Genomic DNA, 414 nt, shown 5'->3' on the forward strand with positions numbered 1-414 from the left:
GGGCATGCACGATCGCCCCGAGGGCGGACGGCGCCGCGGGGCCGCCGCCGCTCACCACAGCACCCTCCAGAGCGCGATCACGAACAGTGTGCAGAACGCCGCCACGAAATCGTCGAAGAGGATGCCCCAGCCGCCGCGCCAGCCGAAGCCCTTGAAGAGGCTGTCGGCCCAGGCGACCGGGCCGGGCTTGACCGCGTCGAAGAAGCGGAACAGCGCGAAGGCCGCGCACTGCCCCCAGAAGCCCATGGGCATGGCGAGCCAGAGCACGCACCAGAAGGCCACGATCTCGTCCCAGACGATGCAGCCGGGGTCGGCCACGCCGAGGCGGCGCGCGGTGGTGGTGCAGGCCCACCAGCCCACCAGAGTGCCGCCCAGGATCAGGAGGCCGATCTGCATCGGCGCGAGCCACTGCTG

The 414-nt window shown here is 71.7% G+C and carries 1 protein-coding gene; it reads right to left on the bottom strand.

Translation table 11 applies throughout. The features are described from left to right. Nucleotides 1–51: 51 nt before the first annotated feature. Nucleotides 52–414: phosphatidylglycerophosphatase A family protein (locus tag AC066S_RS39705; RefSeq protein ID WP_257080091.1), on the bottom strand; the 363-nt coding region annotated here is incomplete at its 5' end.

Source organism: Bradyrhizobium sp. CFUWI, assembly GCF_056429085.1.